19 protein-coding genes and 1 pseudogene are annotated in these 20362 nt (G+C 69.4%); 10 read left to right on the top strand and 10 right to left on the bottom strand.

Annotation, left to right across the window (positions count from 1 at the left end):
• Nucleotides 1–59: 59 nt before the first annotated feature.
• From G5B46_RS02015 to G5B46_RS01990, 6 genes are all read left to right on the top strand, one after another.
• Nucleotides 60–656: an aminodeoxychorismate/anthranilate synthase component II gene (locus tag G5B46_RS02015; RefSeq protein WP_101715437.1), complete on the top strand. Its 597-nt coding sequence runs from the start codon at nt 60–62 to the stop codon at nt 654–656.
• Nucleotides 657–671: 15 nt separating this feature from the next.
• Entirely contained in the window at nt 672–1700 is a 1029-nt protein-coding gene (trpD, locus tag G5B46_RS02010) for an anthranilate phosphoribosyltransferase (RefSeq protein ID WP_165255606.1), read from the top strand.
• Nucleotides 1697–2485, top strand: a complete 789-nt coding sequence (trpC, locus tag G5B46_RS02005; RefSeq protein WP_165255604.1) for an indole-3-glycerol phosphate synthase TrpC — start codon at nt 1697–1699, stop codon at nt 2483–2485. Before trpD ends, trpC begins: the two co-directional genes overlap by 4 nt.
• Nucleotides 2486–2875: 390 nt before the next feature.
• Nucleotides 2876–3583 carry a transcriptional repressor LexA gene (gene lexA, locus G5B46_RS02000; RefSeq protein ID WP_165255603.1) on the top strand — a complete coding sequence of 236 codons (708 nt, stop codon included), beginning with the start codon at nt 2876–2878 and terminating at the stop codon, nt 3581–3583.
• 116 nt (nt 3584–3699) lie between these two features.
• Nucleotides 3700–4083 carry a TonB family protein gene (locus G5B46_RS01995; protein ID WP_165255601.1) on the top strand — a complete coding sequence of 128 codons (384 nt, stop codon included), beginning with the start codon at nt 3700–3702 and terminating at the stop codon, nt 4081–4083.
• Nucleotides 4084–4186: 103 nt separating this feature from the next.
• Nucleotides 4187–5119 (top strand): family 43 glycosylhydrolase, encoded by a 933-nt coding sequence (locus tag G5B46_RS01990; protein ID WP_165255600.1) that lies wholly within the window; start codon nt 4187–4189, stop codon nt 5117–5119.
• Nucleotides 5120–5298: 179 nt separating this feature from the next.
• Here the strand turns inward: G5B46_RS01990 and G5B46_RS01985 are convergent, their stop codons facing one another.
• Nucleotides 5299–6045: an isocitrate lyase/phosphoenolpyruvate mutase family protein gene (locus G5B46_RS01985; protein WP_165255598.1), complete on the bottom strand. Its 747-nt coding sequence runs from the start codon at nt 6043–6045 to the stop codon at nt 5299–5301.
• 55 nt (nt 6046–6100) lie between these two features.
• Complete coding sequence (locus G5B46_RS01980; RefSeq protein WP_165255597.1) at nt 6101–8161, bottom strand: ComEC/Rec2 family competence protein; 2061 nt, start codon at nt 8159–8161, stop codon at nt 6101–6103.
• A 178-nt stretch (nt 8162–8339) separates the two neighbouring features.
• On the opposite strand from G5B46_RS01980, the gene gltX reads away from it, so the two are divergent.
• From gltX to G5B46_RS01965, 3 genes and pseudogenes are all read left to right on the top strand, one after another.
• Complete coding sequence (gene gltX, locus G5B46_RS01975; RefSeq protein WP_165255595.1) at nt 8340–9761, top strand: glutamate--tRNA ligase; 1422 nt, start codon at nt 8340–8342, stop codon at nt 9759–9761.
• 67 nt (nt 9762–9828) lie between these two features.
• Nucleotides 9829–11109: a citrate synthase gene (gene gltA, locus G5B46_RS01970; protein ID WP_109102818.1), complete on the top strand. Its 1281-nt coding sequence runs from the start codon at nt 9829–9831 to the stop codon at nt 11107–11109.
• Between the two features lie 58 nt (nt 11110–11167).
• Nucleotides 11168–11351, top strand: a pseudogene (locus G5B46_RS01965) (hypothetical protein); the annotation flags it as partial.
• Here G5B46_RS01965 and G5B46_RS01960 read toward each other — a convergent pair.
• The 8 genes from G5B46_RS01960 to G5B46_RS01925 all read right to left on the bottom strand — a co-directional run bounded on the left by G5B46_RS01960 (nt 11350) and on the right by G5B46_RS01925 (nt 18741).
• Nucleotides 11350–12819: an alginate export family protein gene (locus G5B46_RS01960; protein ID WP_165255593.1), complete on the bottom strand. Its 1470-nt coding sequence runs from the start codon at nt 12817–12819 to the stop codon at nt 11350–11352. The pseudogene G5B46_RS01965 and the gene G5B46_RS01960 sit on opposite strands and share 2 nt — an antisense overlap.
• A gap of 63 nt (nt 12820–12882) precedes the next feature.
• Nucleotides 12883–13512, bottom strand: coding sequence for a maleylacetoacetate isomerase (gene maiA / locus G5B46_RS01955; RefSeq protein ID WP_165255592.1), 630 nt, complete (start codon nt 13510–13512; stop codon nt 12883–12885).
• A gap of 7 nt (nt 13513–13519) precedes the next feature.
• Nucleotides 13520–14854: an aromatic acid/H+ symport family MFS transporter gene (locus G5B46_RS01950; RefSeq protein ID WP_165255590.1), complete on the bottom strand. Its 1335-nt coding sequence runs from the start codon at nt 14852–14854 to the stop codon at nt 13520–13522.
• A gap of 69 nt (nt 14855–14923) precedes the next feature.
• Nucleotides 14924–15619: a fumarylacetoacetate hydrolase family protein gene (locus G5B46_RS01945; protein WP_165255588.1), complete on the bottom strand. Its 696-nt coding sequence runs from the start codon at nt 15617–15619 to the stop codon at nt 14924–14926.
• Nucleotides 15616–16668 carry a gentisate 1,2-dioxygenase gene (gene gtdA / locus G5B46_RS01940; RefSeq protein ID WP_165255587.1) on the bottom strand — a complete coding sequence of 351 codons (1053 nt, stop codon included), beginning with the start codon at nt 16666–16668 and terminating at the stop codon, nt 15616–15618. Before gtdA ends, G5B46_RS01945 begins: the two co-directional genes overlap by 4 nt.
• Nucleotides 16668–17012 (bottom strand): non-heme iron oxygenase ferredoxin subunit, encoded by a 345-nt coding sequence (locus tag G5B46_RS01935; RefSeq protein ID WP_165255585.1) that lies wholly within the window; start codon nt 17010–17012, stop codon nt 16668–16670. Before G5B46_RS01935 ends, gtdA begins: the two co-directional genes overlap by 1 nt.
• Complete coding sequence (locus tag G5B46_RS01930) at nt 17009–17503, bottom strand: nuclear transport factor 2 family protein (protein ID WP_165255584.1); 495 nt, start codon at nt 17501–17503, stop codon at nt 17009–17011. Before G5B46_RS01930 ends, G5B46_RS01935 begins: the two co-directional genes overlap by 4 nt.
• Nucleotides 17500–18741 carry an aromatic ring-hydroxylating dioxygenase subunit alpha gene (locus G5B46_RS01925; RefSeq protein ID WP_165255582.1) on the bottom strand — a complete coding sequence of 414 codons (1242 nt, stop codon included), beginning with the start codon at nt 18739–18741 and terminating at the stop codon, nt 17500–17502. The genes G5B46_RS01930 and G5B46_RS01925 overlap by 4 nt, the downstream gene beginning before the upstream one ends.
• Before the next feature lie 123 nt (nt 18742–18864).
• Here G5B46_RS01925 and G5B46_RS01920 point away from each other — a divergent pair, with 123 nt between their 5' ends.
• Entirely contained in the window at nt 18865–20055 is a 1191-nt protein-coding gene (locus G5B46_RS01920; protein WP_165255580.1) for an FAD-dependent oxidoreductase, read from the top strand.
• Nucleotides 20056–20362 lie beyond the last annotated feature (307 nt).

The following is a 20362-nucleotide window of genomic DNA, read 5'->3' as shown; positions in this document are numbered from 1 at the left end:
GTAAAGGGATGACGCGCCGCCCCCGACCGGACTAGAAGCGAGGCTCGAAAGGCGGCGTCATGATCCTGGTCATCGATAACTACGACAGCTTCACCTACAACCTCGTTCATTACCTGAACGAGTTGGGGGCCGAGACGGTCGTCCATCGCAACGACGACCTGACGGTGCAGGAGGCCCTGGGGCTGAAACCGCAGGCCGTGCTGCTGTCGCCGGGCCCCAAGGCCCCCGACCAGGCCGGCATCTGCCTGCCGCTGCTGCGCGGCGCTCCCGACGACCTGGCGATCCTGGGCGTGTGCCTGGGCCACCAGGCCATTGGGCAGGCGTACGGCGGCGAGGTGATCCGGGCCAAGGAGGTCATGCACGGCAAGACCAGCCCGATCCGCCACGCCAACAAGGGCATCTTCAAGGACCTGCCCGACCCGTTCACCGCCACGCGCTATCACAGCCTGGCCGTGCGCCGCGAGAACCTGCCGGCCGAGCTGGAAGTCACCGCCTGGACCGCCGACGGCGAGATCATGGGCGTGCAGCACAAGACCCGCCCCGTGCACGGCGTGCAGTTCCACCCCGAATCCATCGCCACCGAGGGCGGCCACCAGCTCCTGGCCAACTTCCTCGACCTGGCCGGCGTGCGCCGCGACGCCCAGATCTGGGTCTAGGGCGGGGCTGAAGACATGTCCGACGCATTCAAGCCGCTGCTGGCCAAGCTGGCCGACGGCCAGACCCTTTCCGAAGACGACGCCGAAGTCTTCTTCAGCGCCTGCCTGCGCGGCGAACCGACCCCGGCCCAGGTGGCCGCGGCGGTCACCGCCATGCGCCTGCGCGGCGAGACCGTGGGCGAGATCGCCGCCTGCGCCCGCGCCATGCGCCGCGCGGCCGTGCACCTGGAGCATCCGTACGACGTGGTCGACGTCTGCGGCACCGGCGGCGATGGCCTTCACACCCTGAACATCTCGACCGCCGTGGGCTTCGTCGCCGCCGGCGGCGGGCTGAAGGTGGCCAAGCACGGCAACCGCGCGGTGACCTCCAAATCGGGCACCGCCGACGTGCTGGCGGCCCTTGGGGTCAATATCGACGCCAATCTCGCCCAGCAGCGCGCCGCGCTGGACAGCGCCGGCATCTGCTTCCTGTTCGCCCAGTCGCACCACGGCGCGATGAAGCACGTGGCGCCGATCCGCCAGCAGCTGGGCTTCCGCACCATCTTCAATCTGCTGGGTCCGCTGACAAACCCGGCCGGCGCCAAGCGCCAAGTGGTGGGCGTGTCGGCCCCGCGCTTCGTCGAGCCGATCGCCCGCGCCCTGGGAGCCCTGGGCGCCGAGCGCGCCTGGTCGGTGCACGGCGGCGGCATGGACGAGCTGACCATCACCGGCGAGACCGAGGTGGCCGAATGGCGCGAAGGGGCGATGCGCCTCTTCACCATCACGCCCGAGGCCGTGGGCCTGCAGCGCGCCTCGCTCGCCGAGATCACCGGCGGCGATCCCGCCTTCAACGCCGCGGCCCTGACCCGACTGCTCGACGGCGAGACCGGCGCCTATCGCGACATCGTGCTGCTCAACGCCGCCGCCGCCTTCCTGGTGGCCGACAAGGTCGAGACCCTGCGCGAGGGCGTCGAACTGGCCGCCGCCGTGCTCGACGACGGCCGCGCCAAGGCCGCCCTCGCCGGCCTCGTGGCCGCCACCAACGCTGAAGCCCTGACCGCATGACCGACATTCTCGCCAAGATCGCCGACTACAAGCGCGAGGACGTCGCCGGCCGGAAGGCCGCGCGCTCGCAGAGCGACGTCGAAGCCGCCGCCAAGGCCGCTTCGGCGCCGCGAGGCTTTGCGGCGGCGCTGGAAGCCAGGCACGCGCCGGGCAAGCTCTCGCTGATCGCCGAGATAAAGAAGGCCTCGCCGTCCAAGGGCCTGATCCGCGCCGACTTCGATCCGCCGGCGCTGGCGAAGGCCTACGAGGCCGGCGGCGCGGCCTGCCTTTCGGTGCTCACCGACGGCCCCAGCTTCCAGGGCGCCGACGAGTATCTCGTGGCCGCCCGGGCGGCGACCGCCCTGCCCTGCATCCGCAAGGATTTCCTGGTCGATCCCTGGCAGGTGGCCGAGAGCCGCGCCCTGGGCGCCGACGCCATCCTGGTGATCCTGGCGATGATCGACGACACCTTGGCCGGCGAGCTGATGGCCGAGGCGCAGCGCCTTGGCATGGACGCCCTGGTCGAGGTGCATGACGAGGCCGAGACCGAGCGCGCCGGGAAACTGGGCGCCACGCTGTTCGGCGTCAACAACCGCGACCTCAAGAGCTTCGTCGTCGACCTGGCGGTGACCGAGCGGCTGTCGAAGCTGGCGCCGCAGGGCTCGCTGCTGGTCACCGAAAGCGGCCTCTTCACCCACGCCGACGTCGTGCGGATGGAGGCCACGGGCGCCAAGGCCATGCTGGTGGGGGAAAGCCTGATGCGCCAGGCCGACGTGACGGCCGCGACGCACGAGCTGATCGGCTAGCGGCCTTCGCCGCTCCCGACGCCCCATCAGCCGGTGCGTCCCCGCCTGCGCGGGGAAGCAGAATCGGTCGTTCCAGCGGCTGTAGAATCGGCTCCCAGGCTCCGGGAATCGGCGCTTGGGCGGGCATTTCCCTGCGACCATGACCAGCCGGGCGGCGCGCAGCCCAAGCGAAATCCGCACCCCGGGACACGTTCGCGGCAGGCTCCTACGCCTGAGGAGCGCTCGGCATACCGCCTTAAAATCAGCGACTTAGCCCGCAATAGCTGACATCGGTCTCGATCGCGATTTCAAAGAACGCCGATCGCTGCAATTCACTTGACCTTAACCAAGAACACCTAGAGAACATTCGAAAGGTTTGCGGTTTGTTCCGCGACGACTTGCGAGGCCGTCATGCTCACCCGCAAGCAGCACGAGCTGCTGATGTTCATCCACGAACGGATCAAGGAGACCGGCGTCTCCCCCTCCTTCGACGAGATGAAGGAAGCCCTGGACCTGGCGTCGAAGTCGGGCATCCACCGGCTGATCACGGCGCTGGAAGAGCGCGGCTTCATCCGCCGCCTGGCCCATCGGGCCCGGGCGCTGGAAGTGGTCAAGCTGCCGCAGCAGGCCACCACGGCCGCTCCGCCCAAGGGCCGCGGCGCGTTCCGTCCTCAGGTTCTCGAAGGCGGCGGCCCGGCGCCGTCGGCGCCCGCCCCGCTTCCGCCGGTTTCCGACACCAGCCGCGAGCTGCCGATCCTGGGCCGTATCGCCGCCGGCACGCCGATCGACGCCATCCAGCACGAGCGTGACCGCCTGCCGGTGCCCGAGACCATGCTGGGCGGCGGCGAGCACTACGTCCTTGAAGTGCAGGGCGACTCGATGATCGAGGCCGGCATCCTGGACGGCGACTACGTGATCATCCGCAAGGGCGACACGGCCAACAGCGGCGAGATCGTCGTGGCCCTGGTGGGCGAGGAAGCCACCCTCAAGCGCCTGCGCAAGAAGGGCGGCTCGATCGCCCTGGAAGCGGCCAATCCCAAGTACGAGACCCGCATCTTCGGCCCCGACCAGGTCGAGGTGCAGGGCAAGCTGGTGGGCCTGATCCGTCGCTATCACTGACGACGGCGCTCACCTGGCAAGACGCGCAAGGCGCGGGTGTCGAAAGGCGCTCGCGCCTTGCGTGCGTCTGGGCCGCGCCTTAGAGCTCCAGGCTCAGTTGCTTGGGGGAAATAGCCATGATGTTCCTGCTGCTGGCCTTGCAGGCCGCCGCCGTCGCGCCGCCGACCGGCGAACCCGTCCTGACCCTTGCCGAAGTGGGCCTGCACAAGGGGCGCTGGCCCTTCACCGGCTATTATCCCGACCGCGCCATGCGTGACGGCGTGTCGGCGCAGACGACGGCCCTCTGCCGTGTGGCCGCCGCCGGCGCCCTGGTCGACTGCCGCATCGAGGCGGTCGAGGCCGCCGACTACGCCTTCGACCAGGCGACGCTGAAACTGCTGGCCGAGGCGCGGACCGATGCCGCGACACAGGCCGGCGTTCCCACCGAAGGCCGCCAGCTGCGCGTCTCGCTCAGCTTCAGGGTCACCCGAAGCGGCTCGACGCGGGTCACCGCGCGTTGAGCCTATATTTGTCTGAGTTAATCTAAGCTGCTACTCCAGATTCAAGGCCGTGCGGAGCGTCGTTCATGACGCGCCGCACCATCGGTCGATCGGAGGAGCAACCATGTCCCACGCGCCCATCGCGTCCCTCAGCGCGGCGCTCTGCCTTGCGCTCGGCCTGAACGCCTCCGCCCAGCCGATCACCCAGCGGTTCAGCGCCGATCCCTCGCCGCACGTGTTCGGCGACAAGGTCTATGTCTACGCCACCGACGACGCCTCGAACTCGGGCAAGTACTGGGACTCGACGTCCTGGCGGCTCTACAGTTCCAGCGACCTGAAGACCTGGAGCGACGACGGCGCGTTCCTCGACGTGACCGTGTTCAAGTGGGCCAGACCCGACGCCAAGGCCTGGGCGCCGGGCGCGGTCGAGCGCGGCGGCAAGTACTACTTCTTCGCCCCGGTCGGCGGCGACAAGATCGGGGTGGCCGTGGCCGACCGGCCGCAGGGTCCGTTCAAGGACGCCATCGGCGCGCCGCTGGTCGACAAGGCCCGCGACGCCAACGCCGGCGACGAGCCGATCGACCCGCAGGTGCTGATCGACGACGACGGCCAAGCCTACATGCTGTTCGGCACCCGCGTGCCCAAGATCGTGCGGCTAGGCGCAGACATGGCCTCGCTGGCCGGGCCGATCGAGAACCTCGTGGTCGCCGGCTATCCGGCCGAAGATCCGAAGAAGAAATACGGCGAGGCGCCGTTCCTGCATAAGCGCGACGGCCTCTACTATTTCAGCTTCTCGACCGGCTGGCCGGGCCAGATCGTCTACGCGACCGCCAGGTCGCCGATGGGGCCCTACACCTACCGCGGGGTGACCCTCGACTACCTGCCGATCTCGACCAACCACCAGGCCATCATCGAGCGCGACGGCCGGTGGTGGTTCTTCTATCACGACAAGCTGCTGCCCGGCGGCGGCGACCATCGCCGCTCGATCACCCTGGCGCCGCTGAGCTATGGCCCGGACGGATCGATCCTGCCGATCAAGCGGCCGCCCGTTCCCTAGACCGGATCGACGTTCACCCGACCCCCATCCCCAAAATCCGTCTTTCCCCGCGAAGACGGGGACCCAAGCGGAGTCTGCGGATCGCTCACGGCCGCGCCTTCTCCCGAAACGCAGCTTGGACCCCCGCTTTCGCGGGGGCGCTCGGTGAAAGGGTCAAAATTGTTGAATGCCGATCCGCCCTAAATCAGCAGATCCTTGGCCGCCGCCTCGAAGCCGCTCCAGGCGGCCACGGCCAGGGCTGCGCCGGTGCTGGCGCGGCGAACGCCCAGACCCGGCAGATCGGCGACCTTCATGTCGGGTCCCCACAGCAGCACGTTGACCGGCTTGGGAGCGACGGCCGCGACGATGGCGGCGATGTCGTCGTAACGCGTCACGCCCGGCGCATAGAGGCAGTCGGCGCCGGCTTCGGAATAGGCCACGAGGCGTTCGATGGTCGGCGCCAGGTCGTCGCGGCCGATCAGGAAGCCCTCGGTGCGGCCCACCAGCATGACGTCCTGGCCAGAGGCGTCGATGGCCGCACGGGCGGCGGCCAGGCGCTGCACGGCGGTGTCGATGGGGTAAAGGTCCGTCCCCACCCGATCCTCGATGGAAAGGCCGGCGATCCCGGTCTCGACGGCGCGTGCGACGTTGGCCGCCACGCCCTCGGCCGTGTCGGCGAAACCGGCCTCGAAGTCGGCGTTGACCGGCAGGTCGGTGGCGGCGACCAGCAGGGCCAGGTGTTCGATCACCTCGTCGACGCCGACCTGCCCGTCGGCGCGGCCCCAGGACCAGGCCATGCCGGCGCTGGTCGAGGCCAGGGCGGCGAAGCCCAGCTTCTGCAGGCGAACCGCGCCGCCGGCGTCCCACGGATTGGGCAGCACGAAGAAGCCGTCCTGGTGAAGGGCGCGGAAGGCGGCGCGGCGGGCGGCGAAGGTGGCGTTGGTCATCGATCCTGGCTCTCCAAGCGAGTCGTCGCCGGCAGATAGCCGCGGCGGCGCGGCATCATCCGCCCGGTTCTTGCGCATTCGTGTCAGCAGCCTGCGTCCAGGGACGCCTGCCGCGTCCGGGCGCGGTCCACACGATCCACCAGCCGTCGCGCCTACGCCAGAGTTCGGCCGCGCCGCCGACGGCGAAATCCTCGGCCGCCAGCACGACGGCATCGCGGCAGGCGGTCGGCAGGACGGCGGGCCTGGCGCCGCGCAGCACGACCACCTCCGCGCCCGAGCACAGGCGCTGCAGGGCGTCGAAGTCGGGCGCGCGGCGGGTCCAGGACAGGCTGGCGGCGACCGGCGCGCCCTGTTCCGGCCGGCACGAGGCGCGATCACAGGCAAAACCGCCGCCGTCGACGGGCGCCAGGCCGCGCCGGCGAGCCCACAGTTCGGCGCCGAACCGCCGGGCGTCCGGACGCAGCAGCACCGCCTGCCCTCCCCGGCGCGCGACGGCCGTGGTTCCGTCGGCGGCGATCCAGAGATCGGGCGGCGCCGGGCGCGGCCACAGGGCCACCGCCAGGAACAGCGGAACGCCCAGCCAGCGCAGCCGTCCCTTCCAGAGGCACAGCAGCATGACGCCCAGGAACGACAGCACCAGGGTGAAGCCCGGCGCGCTGGCCACGGTCTGCTGGGCGCCGTGGGCGCTGGCGAACCAGCGGGCGACGGCGGTCATGACCTCGATGCCCCAGCCGGCCACGGCCAGAAATGGCCCGCCCAGGCCCAGCGGCTCCAGCGCCGCGCCCACCGCCAGGAACGGCATGATGACGAAGGACGACAGCGGCGAGACCACCAGGTTGGCCGGCAGGCCCCAGATGGCGACGCGGTTGAAGTGCTGCATGGCGAACGGGCCGGTGGCCAGGCCCGCCACGAAGCTGGCGCCGACGCTGATCGCCAGCCAGGCCAGTGCGGCCTGCGTGAAGCGGATCGGCCAGGGCACTGAGATCTCGCGCGGCTGGCGGGGCCAGGCTTCCGCCAGCGCCACCAGGGCGGCGGTGGCGGCGAACGACATCTGGAAGCCGGCAGCGCCGGCCTGCTCGGGCTGGGCCACGAGGATGATCAGCGCCGCCAGCGCCAGGCCGTGCAGGCTGACGGCCTGGCGATCGGCGAGAATGGCCAGGAACGCAACGCCCGCCGTGATCGCCGCGCGCAGGGCGGGCGGCGGCGCGCCGGAGATCACCAGATAAGCCCCGACGGCGGCGAGGCCGGCCAGGGCGGCGATCTTCTTGCCCGGAAAGCGCAGGGCCGCCCACGGCCAGGCGGCCACGAGAAGGCGCACGGCCGCGAACACGAAGCCGCCGACAATGGCCATGTGCAGGCCGGAGATGGACAGGATGTGCGCCAGGCCCGAGGCGCGCATGGCCTCGGTCTGCTCAGGCGTGACCCAGGCCTCGTGGCCGGTGACCATGGCCGCGGCGATCCCGCCGCTTTCGGGACCCAGGCGCTGGACGATGCGCGAGGCCAGGCTCCAGCGCATGGCGTTGATCGCCATGGCCAGCCGCAGCCGCCAGGGCGGCGGATCGAGCCTCGCCTCCTGGATCTCGCCCACCGTGAAGCCGACCCCGCCGATGCCGTTGAACCAGGCGTCGCGGGCGAAGTCGTGGGATCCGGGCGCGGCCGGCGACGGCGGCGCCGACAGCATGGCGCGCAAACGCAAGGCCGATCCCGGCGGCGGCGGCGCCAGCCCCTCGGACAGGCTGACCCGGATGCGAGCCGGGGTGAGGCCCGGCGCCAGGCGCGAGATCGACACCGGCGCGACCAGCAGGCGGGGTCCCGCCGCGCCGGGCGAGACCACGTCGACGACGAATCCGTCGACCACGCGAACGCCCCGTTCCACCGGCATGACGGGCCCAGCGACCCGGTCGCAGCGGATCTTGCCGGCCAGCGCGCCGGCGGCGGCGAAGGCCAGCAGGGTCAAAGGAACGGCCAGGCCGCTCCAGCGCGTCCAGCCGCGGCTCCAGACCGCCAGGACGCCCAGCGCCAGGGCGACGAGGGCCAGGAGCGACCAGCTGGGCTCGGCCTTCAGCTGCAGATAGCCGGCCGCGCCCAAGGCGAAGGCCACCGGGCTCCACAACATCCATCGGGCGGCGTTGAGGCGCGCCTCGTCGATCAGTTGTGTGACAAAGGTTGCGGGACTAGGACACCTTCGAACGGCCGTGCTAAGACGCGCCGCCCAACGGCCCGCGCCTGCGTCGCGCGCAGCCGCCGAGCCTCCCGCCGCCCCCGCGGCCTCCAGACCGTCAGCTTCGAAGCCTATGTCCAGTTCCTCCCCCGCCCCCAGCGGCGTCGTCACCCGCTTCGCCCCGTCGCCGACCGGCTTCCTGCATATCGGCGGCGCCCGTACGGCGCTGTTCAACTGGTTATATGCACGCCATACGGGAGGGAAGTTCCTTATTCGCGTCGAGGACACCGACCGCGAGCGCTCGACCGACGCCGCCGTGGCCGCGATCTTCGAGGGCCTGGACTGGCTGGGCCTGAAGTCGGACGAAGAGCCGATCTTCCAGTACAGCCGCGCCGACCGTCACCGTGAAGTGGTGCAGGAGCTGCTGGCCAAGGGCCGCGCCTATCGCTGCTGGATGACCGTGGAAGAACTGGAAGCCGCCCGCGAGAAGGCCCGCGCCGAAGGCCGCGCCATCCGCTCGCCCTGGCGCGACGCCCCGCCGCCGGCCGATCCGTCCGCCCCGCACGTGATCCGCTTCAAGGGCCCGCTGGAAGGCGAGACCCTGGTCGACGACATGGTCAAGGGCCCGGTCACCTTCCGCAACATCGAACTCGACGACCTCGTCCTGCTGCGCAACGACGGCGCGCCGACCTATAACCTCGCCGTCGTGGTCGACGACCACGACATGGGCGTGACCCACGTCATCCGCGGCGACGACCACCTGAACAACGCCGCTCGCCAGAGCCTGATCTACCAGGCCATGGAGTGGGCCGTGCCGTCGTTCGCGCACATCCCGCTGATTCACGGCCCGGACGGCGCCAAGCTTTCCAAGCGCCACGGCGCCCAGGCCGTCGGCGAGTTCGCCGACATGGGCTACATCCCCGAGGGCCTGCGCAACTATCTGGCCCGCCTGGGCTGGGGCCACGGCGACGACGAGGTGTTCAACGACGCCCAGGCCATCGAGTGGTTCGACGTCAAGGACGTGGTCAAGGCCCCTGCCCGCCTGGACTGGGCCAAGCTGAACTTCATCAACAGCCAGCACCTGCGCCAGGCCGACGACGCGCGCCTGACCGCGCTGACCCTGAAGGCCCTGACCGCCGCCGGGGCCGACCTGCCGGCCGACGCCGAGGCGCGCATCGCTTCGACCGTTCCGCAGGTCAAGGAAGGCGCGAAAACCATCCTGGAGTTGGGCGAGCACGTGGCCTTCGCGCTGAAGGTGCGTCCGCTGACGCTTGAGGAAAAAACCGCCAAGCAGCTTTCCGAGGAAACGGTCGCGCGCCTCGCACGACTTCGTGAACATCTCGCCGCCGCCCCGGTGTGGGGCGTCGCGGAACTCGAGGCGCTGTTGAAATCGTTTGCTGAATCCGAGGCCGTCGGCTTTGGAAAGTTCGGTCCCCCGCTGCGTGGAATCCTCACCGGCGGGGCCCAGGCGCCTGACCTGAACAAGATCATGGCGGCCCTGGGACGGGAGGAGTCTCTCGGCCGGCTTGACGATGCGCTGGCGTCGCGCGCATGAGGCGCTATAACGCACCCGCGAAAGCGAAAACTGGACTGATCGTACCACTATTGAAAGGGTCTCTCGCATGACCGACAAAGCCACGCTGACGATCGGCGACAAGAGCTACGACCTGCCGATCCTCAAGGGCAGCACGGGTCCGGACGTTCTGGACATCCGAAAGGTCTACGGCGAAAGCGACCATTTCACCTTCGACCCGGGCTTCACCTCGACCGCCTCGTGCGAGAGCAAGATCACCTATATCGACGGTGACGCCGGCGTTTTGCTGCACCGCGGCTATCCGATCGACCAGCTCGCCGAGAAGTCGTCGTTCCTCGAAGTCTGCCACCTGCTGCTGAACGGCGAACTGCCGACGGCCGCCGAACTGGCCAAGTTCGAGAACAACATCACCTACCACACGATGCTGCACGCGCAGTTCGACCGGTTCTTCGAAGGCTTCCGTCGCGACGCCCACCCGATGGCCGTCATGACCGGCGCCGTGGGCGCCCTGTCGGCCTTCTACGCCGACAGCATGAACGTCGACGACGCCCGCGAGCGTGAGATCAGCGCCCACCGCCTGATCGCCAAGATGCCGACGATCGCCGCCCGCGCCTACAAGTACACGATCGGCCAGCCGTTCGTGTCGCCGCGCAACGACCTGTCGTACTCGGAAAACTTCCTGCGCATGTGCTTCTCGGTCCCGGCCGAGGACTGGAAGCCGAACCCGGTCCTGACGCGCGCCATGGACCGCATCTTCATCCTGCACGCCGACCACGAGCAGAACGCCTCGACCTCGACCGTCCGTCTGGCCGGTTCGTCGGGCGCTCACCCGTTCGCCTGCATCGCCGCCGGCATCGCCTGCCTGTGGGGCCCGTCGCACGGCGGCGCCAACCAGGAAGCCCTGGAGATGCTCGAGCAGATCGGCACGGTCGACAAGATCCCCGAGTTCATCGAGGGCGTTAAGGCTCGCAAGCACAAGCTGATGGGCTTCGGCCACCGCGTGTACAAGAACTTCGACCCGCGCGCGAAGGTCATGCAGAAGACCTGCCACGAGGTTCTCGGCCAGCTGGGCATCAACGACCCGCTGCTGGAAGTGGCCATGGAGCTGGAAAAGATCGCGCTCAGCGATCCGTTCTTCATCGAACGCAAGCTGTACCCGAACATCGACTTCTACTCGGGCATCACGCTGCGCGCGATGGGCTTCCCGACCAACATGTTCACCGTGCTGTTCGCCCTGGCCCGCACCGTCGGCTGGATCAGCCAGTGGAAGGAAATGTTCGAGGACCCGACCCGCAAGATCGGCCGTCCGCGTCAGCTCTACACGGGCTCGACCCAGCGCGACTACATCGACGTCGAAAAGCGCGGCTAAGCGCTTTTCCGGCTTCGGAAATGAAAAGGCCCCGGGAAACCGGGGCCTTTTTGTTTGCCTGTCGTCCTGTCCCAAATCTCATCGTCATCCCGGCCGAAGCGCCGCGGAGAGCCGGGACCCAGGAGCCGCCGCTAGGCAGGCGGCGACCTCAGCAGGCAAGACTGGGCGCAACGTGCCGTCTCCTGGGTCCCGGGTCTGCGGCGCTTCGCGCCTCCGCCCGGGATGACGAGCTGTTTGCTTCTAGAACCGCAACCCCACGATCAGGCCGGCATAGGTCTGGTCGTCGGCCATGCCGGTCTGCTTGAGGAACGTGCCAGAGGTGGTGTGGTTGAGGATGCCGGTCACCGTCACGAACGGCGAGACGGCGTAGCTGGCGAAGGCCGCCTGGCGCCAGCCGACATAGTGGGCCGTGCCTTCGAGCCCGCCGCGCAGCACCTGGCCGCCCAGGCCGTAGAGACCGTCCTCGTCACTCTGACGCCACAGGCCCGCCACCTGCAGGCCGGCCGTCAGCTTGGTCGTGGGCTTGAAGGTCAGCTGCGGCTGGATCGCCACCATGTTGGTGATGCCGAAGTCGGTGCGCAGCGAGATAGGCTGCGGGAACATCTGGGCGTACGAGTTCAGCTTGCCGTCGGTGCGGTCCTTGTCGCCCGAGGCGGCCTCCAGGCGCAGGCCCAGGCGCGGCGACCACGGGGCCTTGAAGGTGTATCCGCCCATGGCCGAGACGTACCAGGCCGAGACGTCGAGGTCGCGATACGTGCCGCCCTGGTAGACGCCTTCCAGGTCGTAGTCCCAGGCGCCGTAGCGGCCCGCCAGGCGTGCCGAATAGGAGCCCCGGCGATCGCGGCCGCCGGTGACGCTGTCATAGACCGCGCCGCGCTTGTCGCTGTTGACGTAGAGCAGCTCCAGCTTGGGCGCCGTCGGCCCCTGCCCCAGCGTGCGCGAGGCGGTCACGCCGGCCAGGCGGTAGTCGAAGTTGGTGGCGTCGTCCCACGAGGTCTTGGCCTCGCGCAGGGCATAGCCATAGAAGGCGCCGCCGCTCCAGCCGCTTTTGCGGTCGACCAGCACGCGGGCCATGTCGAACGAGGTGCGGCTGTTGGCGCCCTCGCGCATGTCGAAGATGCGATAGGCGCCCAGGCCCAGCTCCTGGCGGCCGACGCGCAGGCGGACCTTGGCGTCGCCGACCTCGGCGTTGGTTTCCAGGAAGGCCTGGTGCAGGTCCCAGCGGCTGACCTCGATCGGCGGCTCGCCGCTGTCGAGATCGATGCTGCGGGCGTCCTGCACGTCGACGAAGGCGCGCAGGCGCGATCCCATGTGCAGGTCGGCCCACAGGCGTGTGCGGGTCTGGGCGTTGCCGTCCTCGTCCTGGGCGCCGCGACCGAAACGCTCGTTGCCGCGGTCTTCCAGGCGCAGGCGGAACTCGCCGCCGAGGCTGAGATAGCTGGTCTCGCCGACGGGGATGTATTTCAGTTTCGACCAGGGCGTGGTGCGCTTGGCCGGGTCGGCCAGGTAGCTCCAGTCCTCGTCGTGATTGATCAGCTTGAAGGCGGGCGCCTTGGTCGCAGCCGGCGGCGGCACGTTGCCGGGCGACGGGGCGTTCTGGGCGGGGATCGGAACGACGCGATCAGTCGCCTGGCTTGGGGCCTGGGTGGCGATCGGGGCGTCGGCTACGGGCGCAAGCAAGGCGGCCGCGGCCACAGTGGTCAGCAGCATGGGTTTCCTCCAGAGGGCGCGGTTGGCTCCGCGCTCTTTGGTTCTTGGCTTTAGGGGATGGGTTTATTCGGCGTCGGGTTGGGCCGACGGGACGGCGGACTTGAAGGCGTCAAGCTCTAGGCAGGCCGCCTCGATGTCGGTCAGGCGGTTCCAGCGCAGCTCGACGCCGAAGCGGCGGGCGTTGCCCAGCTGCGGTACGAGCACCAGGTCGGCCAGGCCCGGCGCGTCGCCGAAGGCGAAGCGCCCCGACTGGCCCGCCAGCAGCTTGTCGACCGCGTCGAGGCCCTCTTCGATCACCCCGGCGGCCCAGCCCTGGACGGCGGACTCGTCGAGACCAAGCTCGCGCAGGCGGGCCAGGACCTTGAGGTTCTGCACCGGGTGGATGTCGCAGGCGATGGCCTGGGCGACGGCGCGGACTTCGGCCTTGGCGAACGGGTCGGACGGCAGCAGCGGCGGCTGCGGATGGGTCTCGTCGAGATATTCGACGATGACCAGGGACTGGGTCAGCACCCGGCCGTCGTCGAGGGTCAGGGCCGGCAGCAGGCCCTGCGGGTTGATCGCCAGGTAGTCCGGCGCCCGCTGCTCGCCCCGACGCAGGTGGTGGAACACCTGGTCGGCGGCGAGACCCTTGAGGCCCAGGGCGATCCGCACGCGCCACGACGCGGTCGAACGAAAATAGCCGTGCAGGATCATGGTGGTGTCAGACTCCGGACTTCTTGCGCACGCCGCCGAGGATGAAGACGGCCAACGAGGCGATGAGGGCGGGAACCACGGCCGTCAGGATGATCGAACCGGGGGCCCACTTGTTGGCGAGGAGCGCGCCGCCCACGAGGGGGCCGACGATGGCGCCGACGCGGCCGACGCCCAGCGCCCAGCCCACGCCCGTGGCGCGGATGGCGGTGGGATAGACCGACGCGGCCAGGGCGTTGCAGCCGATCTGGGCGCCGACGACGCCGAAGCCCGACAGCGCGGCCCCGACCAGCAGGGTGGTCAGGTGGGTGCCGCCCAGGGCGATGACGGCGATGAAGGCGGCCGAGGCCGCGTAGGCCGCGCCGAGCACGATGTAGGGGCTGAAGCGGTCGATCAGGCGGCCAAGGGCGATGGCCCCGACCACGCCGCCGAGGTTCAGGGTGGCGGTCGACAGGATGGCCATCGACAGCGGCAGCCCTGCGCCCTTCAGCAGGGTCGGCAGCCAGTTCACCAGGAAGTACATGACGAGCAGGTTCATGAAGAACGCCACCCAGAGCAGGCCCGTGACCGGCGCGCGCCCTTGCGTGAACAGTTGGGCGACCGAGAAGCCCTTGGGGGCCTCGGCCTGCTCGCTGCGCAGGTGCGAGACGAACTCGGCGGTCGAGGCGGAAGGATCGATGCGGCGGACGATCGGGGCGATCTTGCTTTCCGGCGCGCCCTTGGCGACCAGGAAGCGCACCGACTCCGGCAGCATGACCATCAGCACAGGCACCAGCAGCAGCGGCAGCACGCCGCCGACCACGAACACCGAGTGCCAGCCGAACTGGTCGATCAGGCCGGTCGACAGCACCCCGCCCAGGGTCGAACCCAGCGGGAAGCCGCAGAACATCACCGTCACCAGCGTCGCGCGCAGGCGCTCGGGCGCATATTCGCTGGTCAGGGCGATGATGTTGGGCATGGCCGCGCCCAGGCCGATGCCGGTGAGGAAGCGGTACATCAGGAGCTCGTTCATCGAGCCCGAGGTCGCCGTCAGCAGGGCGAACAGGCCGAAGATCACGGTCGAGATCAGGATGATGGTCTTGCGGCCGAACTTGTCGGCGGCGGGGCTGAGCAGGAAGGCGCCGACGGTCAGGCCCAGGAGGCCCACGGCGAAGATCGGGCCGAAGGCGGCCGGGGTCAGGCCCCAGTCCTCGGCGATGCGCGGGGCGACATACGCGATTGCCTGCGTGTCGAAGCCGTCGAGCATGGCGATGATGGCGCAGAGCGCGGTGACGCCGAACTGCAGCGAGCCGAACCTCGCCCGGTCGACGACGGCGTTGCCCGCCGTCGCTTCAAGAGTAGCCATTTTCGTTTCCTCTTCGCAGGGGGCGGCTCTGTGGCCGCTCCCCTTGTCCCTAGTCTTGGTGGTCGCAGGTCAGGCCGCGGGCGGTCCGACCGTGATGTTCAGCGGGGCCAGGCCCTCGATGGTGACGACCATCGCGTCGCCCTCGACGACGGCGCCGACGCCGGCCGGGGTGCCCGTGTAGATCAGGTCGCCCGGCTCGATGCGGTAGAGGCCCGAGAGGTAGGCGACGATGTCGGCCACCGGCCAGATCAGGTCGGCCAGATCGGCCTGCTGCTTGGTCTGCCCGTTCACCGTCAGCTTGATCTCGCCCTTGGTCGGATCAAAGCCTTCGCCGGCTTTCTGGATCAGGCCCAGCGGCGAGGACTGCTCGACGTTCTTCCCGGTGTCCCAGGGGCGGCCCTGCGCGCGGGCTTCCAGCTGCAGGTCGCGGCGGGTCATGTCGAGGCCGGTGGCGTAGCCCCAGACGTGGTCGAGCGCGTCCTCGACGGCGATATCGCGGCCGGTCTTGCCGATGGCGACCACCAGCTCGGCCTCGTAGTGGAAGTCCTTGGTCTTCTGCGGATAGGCGATCGTCGCGCCATCCGGCACGACCGTCTCGGCCCAGGCGGTGAAGAAGAACGGCGGCTCGCGGTCGGGATCGCGGCCCATCTCGCGGGCGTGGGCGGCATAGTTGCGGCCGACGCAGAAGATGCGGCGGACCGGAAACTGCTCGCCGGTGGAGGTGGCGGCCAGGACCGGCGCCTGGGGTTCGAAGATCAGGCTCACAGGTTTTCTTCCTTGTAGAGGTTCAGCTTTTCCTGGCAGGCCTTGTCGGAGTAGCCGAACAGGACGAGCTGGCTTTGGGCCTTGAAACGGACCGTCTTCCACGACGGGACGACGAGGATCTCGCGGGGGGCAAGGGCGATGGTCTCGCCCTCGACGACCGCCTCGCCCTGCCCTTCCACGACCACGAAGATCGTGCCGTCGGTGGAGCGGCGATCGCGAGTCTCGAACCCCGCGGGCATCAGCCGGACATGCGCCGAGATGGTCGACATGATCGGCCCGCCGTTGACCGGGTTCAGGAACTCCAGCGCGTGGCCCAGGTGCGGATCGATCTGTGCGCCCTTGGCCATGGCGTCCAGCGCCGGCCGCCATTCGGCGTAGGGATAGTGGAACAGCGGCTGGTGGGCCGGACGGCGGTCGGCGGTATGGCCCTTCAGCGGACGCATGTTGCGGCCGTAGCGGTTGAGGCTGTCGCCGGCCGGCGCCTGCTCGGGGAACTGGTCCTCGGCATAGCCCTCGGCGAAGCTGGCGTCGAAGTGGCGAACGGTCGGAATGTCCAGGCCGTCGAGCCAGATCATCGGCTTGGCCGTAGGATTGCCGTGGTCGTGCCACTGGCCGCCCGGGGTGAGCACCAGGTCGAAGGGCCGCATGACGGCCTTCTCGCCGTCCACCGAGGTGTAGGCGTCCTCGCCTTCCAGCACGAAGCGCAGCGCGCACTGGGCGTGACGGTGGGCGGGCGCGATCTCGCCCGGCAGGATCAGCTGCAGGCCGGCGTAGAGGCTCGGCGTGATGCTCGACAATCCGCCCAGCCCCGGGTTTTCCAGGATCAGCACACGCCTTTCGGCCTGCTTGGCGCTGATCAAGTCGCCGGCCCGCATCAGGTAGTCCCTGGCGCTGTCATAGGACCACTTGTGGACCTTGGCCGGCGAGTCCGGCTGGGGCAGCACCAGGGCGCTCAGTTTTTCCCAGAGCGGATAGAGACCTTCCGGCTCCATCTGCTCGTACAGCGCCTCGAGCTGGCTGCGCTGGTCGTTGCGAAGCACCGTCTCCATCAGGCGCCTCCCGGCAGGCCGACGTGCAGCAGGCCGCCTTCCAGCTTCACCGGGAAGGTGCGCACGGCCACCGAGCACGGCGCGCCGACGGCCGCGCCGGTCTTCACGTTGAAGGTGCCCTGGTGAAGCGGGCACTCGATCAACTCGCCGTCGAGGAAGCCGTCGGCCAGGCTGGCCGCGCCGTGGGTGCAGAGGTCGGCGGTGGCGTAGTATTCGCCGTCGACGGCGTAGAGGGCCACCTTCAGGCCGGCCACATTGGCGGCGGCGACGCCGAACTCTTCGAGGTCGGACGGGGGAACGGCGGGCGCCCAGGTCAGCGCCGCGTTGTCGATGACGTCGGTCATGCGGGGTACACCAAGCTGTTGGGAAGCATTTCGGAGTCGAAGACCACTACGCGCTCGGCAAAGCGCAGGCGGCCCTCGTCGGCCACGATCAGGTCGTGACAGACCGCCGAGAGGACGATCTCCGAAGGCTTGTCGATCAGGGTCTGGACGAGCAGCAGGTTGTGGCGCGTGCGCACCCCGCCGTTTTCCTCTCCCACGATGCGCGGGGCCGTCGGGAAGCGACGGTAGTAGCGCGGCGCGTACATCTGGGTGCGGGTCAGGCCCGTCACCCGGTCCTTCAGCATGCCGCGGCTTTCGGCCTGCATGGTGCTGAGGGTGTAGCCGGCCTCGAAGTTCTCGCGCGGGATCACCCGATAGAGGCAGTCCTGCATGAAGAACTCGGGCCAGTCGTGCAGCCGCACCTCGTCCAGGGTTCCATAATAGTCGTCATAGAGGTCGCGGATCGCATCGCGCGTGATCGCGGCCGGACGGTCGATCAGGGTCGTGCTCACAGGCCCATCACCTTTCGCCAGTAGCGGTACATGCCGCGCACGGCCGTTTCGGTGACCTGGTGGTCGGTGCTCTCGATGGCCCGTCCGCCCATCTGCAGGATCATGTGCGCGTCGGGAGACGGGGTGGCGCCCTGCTGGGTCATCTCCAGCACCTCGCCGTCGTCGGCCGAGACGAAGCCGGCCGGACCGAAGAGGTTGGCCTGGCGCGTGCGGCGCAGGCGCATCTCCGGCGTGTCGTCGGCGTAGCACCAGTGGGTCCAGTGGAAGTCGAAGCCGCCCGGACCCTTGGGCACGATCTGGCGCGTGGTCAGCGAATTGACCTGCTGCTGCAGGATCACGCTGGGGAAGATGGTGATCATCCCCACGGTCTCTTCGCCCGGGAACTCCTGCACCACGTCCATGACGCGGGGATCCTCAAGCACCAGGTCGCCCTGGAAGTTGCGGATGTCGGCCATGGCCTCGGTCTTTTCCTGCTCGCCCTTGCGGGAGATCAGGATGCCGTGGCGGCCCTCCTCGTCGATGTCGACGGCCGACTTCTGGTCGGCGCGGAACAGGCCGAAGGTGGCGAAGAACACGTGCAACAGGCCCGCGTGGTACGGGTCCTTGATGTTCTCCTGCATCTGCTTCCAGTTGGCCGGAATGTGCTGGCGGTTGTAGCCCAGCACTTCCAGCTTCCGGCCGTCATAGACGCGCGTGTAGTGCTTCCAGAACTTCTCGCCGAGATACTCGCGGAAGGCGGGGGTCTCTTCGGAGAAGGTGGCCCAGACGACGCCGTGGACTTCCTCGACGCGCAGCTTGGTCAGGCCGTTCTGCGCAAGATCGAAGTCGGCCGGCATGCCGCCCTGGCGCTTGACGCCCCGGCGGAACGGCACGCCCTGCAGGTCGCCGTTCAGCGCGTACGACCACTGGTGATACGGGCAGATCAGCTCCTGCGAGTGGCCAAAGCGCGCCTGGCAGAACTTCACGCCCTTGTGGGCGCAGCGGTTCTCGACGACCGAGATCTCGTTCTCGGCGCTGCGCACCATGACGACCGGACGCTCGCCGAGGGTGGCGGTCTTCCAGTCGCCGACATTGGGGATTTCGCACTCGAGGCCGACGTACAGCCAGTGCGGGCCGTACCAGATCTTGCGCAGCTCCTCGGCGTAGACCTCGGGGTCTGAATAGACCCAGTACGGGACGGCGGCGTCCGCATCGGCGGGCCACAGGCGGCCTTCCGGGGGACGAACGGGGATGGTCATGGGCAGCTCCCAGACGGTGATCGAACCGGCGATCTCATGTCGCCATTGACCCTCACCCTGTCGTGGGTTTTGATCCATGTCAAATGCATTGCATATTATGCAACGCGAGAGGAAGCACACGCCATGGAACAACGCATCGTCGTAGTCGGCGCCGGCCATGCCGGCGGCGCGGCCGCCATCACCTTGAGGGAATTGGGTTTTTCGGGATCGATCACGCTGGTCGGCGAGGAGGCCGAGCACCCGTACGAGCGGCCCAGCCTGTCCAAGGAGTACCTGTTGGGCAAGGACGCCGCCCCCGTTTACCTCGCCGAGGAATCCCGCTGGAGCGAGCTTGGCGTCGACCTGCGGCTAGGAGTCGCGGCCACCGCGATCGACCGCGACACCCGCACCGTCACGCTCTGCGACGGCGGCGCCCTGCCCTACGACCAGTTGATCCTGGCCACCGGCGGCGCGCCCCGGCAGCTGCCCTTCCCGGCCCATCCGAAGATCTTTCCGCTGCGCACGACAGGCGACGCCAAGGCCATCGCGGCGGCGGCCAGGCCCGGCGGCCGCGCCGTGGTGATCGGCGGCGGGGTGATCGGGCTGGAGACGGCCTCGACCCTGCAGGAGCTGGGCCTCACCGCCATCGTCATCGAGGCCGGCCAGCGCCTCCTGGGCCGCAACGTGCCGGGCGACGCCGCCGACTGGCTGGCGGCCGCCCATGCCCGGGTCGGGGTGGAGATTCGCCTCGGCCGTTCGGTGGCCGCCATCGAACCGGCGAACGAGACGCTGGCCCTGCGACTCGACGACGGCTCGTCTCTGGAGGCCGATCTCGTGGTCGTGGGCATCGGCATCGTGCCGCGCGCGGGCCTGGCCGAGGCCGCCGGCCTGCCGGTGGGCGCCGGCGTGCTGGTCGACGAGCGCTATCGCTCGATCGGCGATGCAAACGTCTACGCCATCGGCGATCTCGCCCTGCGCCGGTTCGGCGACGCGGCCGCGCCGCAGCGGATGGAGACCTGGGCCCACGCCCAGAGCTCGGCCCGCGCGGCGGCGCTGGCGATCCTGGGCCAGCCGGCCGAGGCGGAACCCGCCCCGTGGTTCTGGACCGCCCAGTGCGGCCACAACCTGCAGATCCTGGGCGATCCGGCCACCGGCGACACGGTGGTGGCGCGCGGCGAGGCCGTGCGGCTCTACCTGCGCGACGGGATCCTGGTGGGCGCCGCGTGCCTCGACCAGCCCCGCGACTTCGCCTCGGCCCGCCGGCTGATCGGCAAGCCGCTGAAGGCGGACCTGGCGGGAGATCCGGGAACGGACCTGCGCAAGGCCGCGGCCTGAGGTCGCCTAACGCGCTTCCCGATCCTCGCGAGGGCGGGGATCCAAGCCGCCTCGGGGATACCGCAGGGCCATAGCGACCCCCGCGGACTCGGCTTGGGTCCCCGCCTTCGCGGGGAAACTCGGATTGGGGCCCGCACTCCAGTAACGAGAAGTCTGCAGGCTTTCGGCTTCCATAGCCAATTGGGCTGTCATCCCGGCCGTAGCGAAGCGGAGCGCCGGGATCTCCCACGGTTGATCCGTCGAACGTGGGAGGTCCCGGCTCTACGGACCGCTATCGCGCTCCTACGGCCGGGATGACACGTTTCCT

This window comes from Caulobacter sp. 602-2 (assembly GCF_011043625.1).
Lineage (GTDB): Bacteria > Pseudomonadota > Alphaproteobacteria > Caulobacterales > Caulobacteraceae > Caulobacter.
This window is presented reverse-complemented; position numbering and strand designations above follow the sequence as displayed.

Excerpts from the sequence above, each read along its gene's own strand:
- G5B46_RS01980 (WP_165255597.1), bottom strand. The coding sequence starts at position 8,161 with ATGTTGTGGAGCCCGGTGGCCTTCGCCTTGGGCGCGGCCGGCTATCTG.
- trpD (WP_165255606.1), top strand. The coding sequence starts at position 672 with ATGTCCGACGCATTCAAGCCGCTGCTGGCCAAGCTGGCCGACGGCCAG.
- G5B46_RS01995 (WP_165255601.1), top strand. The coding sequence starts at position 3,700 with ATGATGTTCCTGCTGCTGGCCTTGCAGGCCGCCGCCGTCGCGCCGCCG.
- gltA (WP_109102818.1), top strand. The coding sequence starts at position 9,829 with ATGACCGACAAAGCCACGCTGACGATCGGCGACAAGAGCTACGACCTG.
- G5B46_RS01985 (WP_165255598.1), bottom strand. The coding sequence starts at position 6,045 with ATGACCAACGCCACCTTCGCCGCCCGCCGCGCCGCCTTCCGCGCCCTT.
- G5B46_RS01925 (WP_165255582.1), bottom strand. The coding sequence starts at position 18,741 with ATGACCATCCCCGTTCGTCCCCCGGAAGGCCGCCTGTGGCCCGCCGAT.
- G5B46_RS01990 (WP_165255600.1), top strand. The coding sequence starts at position 4,187 with ATGTCCCACGCGCCCATCGCGTCCCTCAGCGCGGCGCTCTGCCTTGCG.
- maiA (WP_165255592.1), bottom strand. The coding sequence starts at position 13,512 with ATGATCCTGCACGGCTATTTTCGTTCGACCGCGTCGTGGCGCGTGCGG.
- trpC (WP_165255604.1), top strand. The coding sequence starts at position 1,697 with ATGACCGACATTCTCGCCAAGATCGCCGACTACAAGCGCGAGGACGTC.
- G5B46_RS01950 (WP_165255590.1), bottom strand. The coding sequence starts at position 14,854 with ATGGCTACTCTTGAAGCGACGGCGGGCAACGCCGTCGTCGACCGGGCG.
- G5B46_RS01960 (WP_165255593.1), bottom strand. The coding sequence starts at position 12,819 with ATGCTGCTGACCACTGTGGCCGCGGCCGCCTTGCTTGCGCCCGTAGCC.
- lexA (WP_165255603.1), top strand. The coding sequence starts at position 2,876 with ATGCTCACCCGCAAGCAGCACGAGCTGCTGATGTTCATCCACGAACGG.
- G5B46_RS01920 (WP_165255580.1), top strand. The coding sequence starts at position 18,865 with ATGGAACAACGCATCGTCGTAGTCGGCGCCGGCCATGCCGGCGGCGCG.
- G5B46_RS02015 (WP_101715437.1), top strand. The coding sequence starts at position 60 with ATGATCCTGGTCATCGATAACTACGACAGCTTCACCTACAACCTCGTT.
- G5B46_RS01935 (WP_165255585.1), bottom strand. The coding sequence starts at position 17,012 with ATGACCGACGTCATCGACAACGCGGCGCTGACCTGGGCGCCCGCCGTT.
- gtdA (WP_165255587.1), bottom strand. The coding sequence starts at position 16,668 with ATGGAGACGGTGCTTCGCAACGACCAGCGCAGCCAGCTCGAGGCGCTG.
- gltX (WP_165255595.1), top strand. The coding sequence starts at position 8,340 with ATGTCCAGTTCCTCCCCCGCCCCCAGCGGCGTCGTCACCCGCTTCGCC.